The sequence below is a fragment of the Nostoc cf. edaphicum LEGE 07299 genome (genome assembly GCF_015207245.1).
Classification (GTDB): domain Bacteria; phylum Cyanobacteriota; class Cyanobacteriia; order Cyanobacteriales; family Nostocaceae; genus Nostoc; species Nostoc edaphicum_B.
The window spans coordinates 1-2,750 of sequence record NZ_JADEXF010000926.1 but is presented as its reverse complement, the minus strand read 5'-3'; the positions used below and the strand labels follow the sequence as shown (position 1 = coordinate 2,750).

2 protein-coding genes and 1 tRNA gene are annotated in these 2,750 nt (G+C 43.1%); 2 read left to right on the top strand and 1 reads right to left on the bottom strand.

Features of this window, described 5'->3' with window-relative positions:
* Positions 1–213 precede the first annotated feature (213 nt).
* A tRNA-Pro gene (locus tag IQ229_RS22670) sits at positions 214–287 on the bottom strand.
* Positions 288–423: 136 nt separating this feature from the next.
* Here IQ229_RS22670 and lipA point away from each other — a divergent pair.
* Positions 424–1,308: a lipoyl synthase gene (gene lipA / locus IQ229_RS22665; protein WP_194047615.1), complete on the top strand. Its 885-nt coding sequence runs from the start codon at positions 424–426 to the stop codon at positions 1,306–1,308.
* Positions 1,309–1,332: 24 nt separating this feature from the next.
* A complete protein-coding gene (locus tag IQ229_RS22660) occupies positions 1,333–2,268 on the top strand; it encodes an NAD(P)H-dependent glycerol-3-phosphate dehydrogenase (RefSeq protein WP_194047617.1) in 936 nt (311 codons plus the stop codon).
* The last annotated feature ends 482 nt before the right edge of the window (positions 2,269–2,750 follow it).

The following is a 2,750-nucleotide window of genomic DNA, read 5'->3' as shown; positions in this document are numbered from 1 at the left end:
TCGCAATCAACTAAAATCCCTATTAGAGATTGAAACAACAGGTTTACTCGATTCAGTTGTGGGGGATAATATCGCAATCAACTAAAATCCTTATTAGGTATTAAAACCTTTAAGTACACGACTTTGGGCGGTACTGCTTAAACTCAAAGAAAGTCAGCTATATTTAAGTTCATAGGAGAGCATTTGACAAATAATTTGTCGCTCCGCAACTAATCGGGATGACTGGATTCGAACCAGCGGCCCCTTCGTCCCGAACGAAGTGCGCTACCAAGCTGCGCCACATCCCGTCATAAAAATGGCATTGTAAATTAAGAATATCACAACCTGTACCAAATAGCAGAATTACATCTATATACGATCGCTTCATCAAAGACTTTGCTTGCTAGGATTAAATTTGTATAACTCTAGTGGTAAAAGCGGATTGTGACTGTAAAACCAGACTGGTTGCGGGTGAAAGCACCTCAGCTTGAGCGCATCGGTAACGTTAAAGAAATTTTGCGGGATTTAGCCCTCAATACAGTTTGCGAGGAAGCGTCCTGTCCGAATATTGGTGAATGCTTCAACGCTGGGACTGCTACGTTTTTGATTATGGGCCCGGCTTGTACACGCGCTTGTCCCTACTGCGATATTGATTTTGAGAAAAAACCCAAACCGCTAGACCCCACAGAACCTACACGACTGGCGGAAGCTGTTCGCCGCCTGAACCTTAATCATGTGGTCATCACTTCTGTAAATCGAGATGACTTGCTTGATGGTGGTGCTTCTCAGTTTATGGCGTGTATTGATGCAGTTAACTCTGTTTCACCCAACACCACAATTGAGGTGCTAATTCCTGACTTATGCGGTAATTGGAATGCTCTGGAGTTAATTCTACAAGCTGCGCCAGAGGTATTAAACCACAATACCGAAACTGTTCCACGCCTATATCGCCGGGTGCGTCCCCAAGGAAACTACGATCGCACATTAGAATTATTGCAGCGCACTCGCCAACTTTCTCCTAGCACATATACCAAATCCGGCATCATGGTTGGACTCGGTGAAACTGATGCCGAAATTCGCCAAGTCATGCAAGACTTGCGAACTGTGGATTGCGACATTTTGACCATTGGGCAATATCTCCAACCCAGTCAAAAACACTTGCAGGTAAATGAATTTGTTAATCCAGAACAATTTGCTGACTGGAAGGCATTCGGCGAAAAAATCGGATTTTTACAAGTTGTTTCTTCACCATTGACAAGAAGCTCATATCATGCTGAACAAGTTAGAGAATTGATGGAACGCTACCCACGCTCAAAAGTTAGGAGTTAAGAATTAGGAATTATGAGTGAGCAGATGTACTCCAACACAAAACTTTCCGTTGCAATTCTGGGTGCAGGTGCTTGGGGTGCATCTCTAGCAAATCTCGCTGCTGCAAATGGTCATCAGGTGCGTGTATGGTCGCGTCAAGGTTCCCAAACTCTTCAAGTAGTTTTAAAAGATGTCCAAATAGTCCTGTCTGCTATCTCAATGATTGGTGTGAGAGATGTTGCTTCCCAAGTTGAGTCTTTCCCCCTTTCTCCAGAGACAATTTTTGTGACGGCGACGAAAGGCTTAGATCCCCAAACTACCTGCACGCCTTCACAAATTTGGCAAACAATATTTCCTAACCATGCGGTGGTTGTTTTGTCTGGGCCTAATTTGTCAAAAGAAATTCAAATGGAATTACCAGCAGCCACGGTGGTAGCCAGTAACATTCCCACGGCTGCGGAAGTAGTGCAGTTAATATTTTCTTCTCATCGTTTCCGGGTATATACGAATCCCGACCCCTTGGGGGTAGAACTGGGGGGAACACTGAAAAACGTGATTGCGATCGCAGCTGGTGTGTGCGATGGTTTACAACTGGGAACCAATGCCAAAGCTGCTTTAGTAACCCGTGGACTTACAGAAATGGTTCGCATCGGCAACAACTGGGGTGCTAAGACGGAAACATTTTATGGTTTATCGGGTCTAGGAGATTTGTTAGCAACGTGCAATAGTCCCTTAAGTCGCAATTACCAAGTCGGCTATCAGCTAGCTGGTGGTAAGTCACTTACAGAAACTCTCACAAATTTACAAGGAACTGCTGAAGGAGTGAACACTTGCCGAGTTTTGATGCAACGAGCCAAGCAACAAAACATCGCAGTCCCAATTACCGAGCAAGTTTATCGGTTACTTCAAGGCGAAATCACGCCCGGACAAGCACTTGATGAACTGATGTTGCGAGATATCAAGCCAGAGTACAACTATTAGTTAGTGGTCTGTCAAGTCAACGATGCTGTGTAAATAAGTTTGTAGTAAGGACTTTAGTCCTTATATTAAGCACTGAAGTGCTTACTACATACCAGGCTTTCCTTAACTTGGACTACTAGTTAGTAGTCGTCAAGTTGAAATTGGCACTTTAAGACTGACATACAAGACGACGCAGGTACACGGAGAGGGTGTTTGATAATTTATCCGCATCTTCTATCTCCGTGCCGAGAGAATTTTCGCCGTTAATGCTAATCACTTTCCCGATATCTATTAGTTCTACTTATACCTGAATAATCCTGAGAAAAAATTGCTAAATCGTCAGGATATTACTTTTGCACCCATGTAAATGTGACTATGCCAATTATAAAGATGACATTCACTGAAGGATGTTTATACTGTGTTACAAAAGTTACTATCAAAAAACCATTAGGGTTGAAATATTAACTAAGTAGTTGAAATATTGCAAACCTAGCTGTGGATTT

What these genes read in the sequence shown, in the direction of transcription:
- IQ229_RS22660 (WP_194047617.1), top strand. Translation starts at nt 1,333, where the DNA reads ATGTACTCCAACACAAAACTTTCCGTTGCAATTCTGGGTGCAGGTGCT.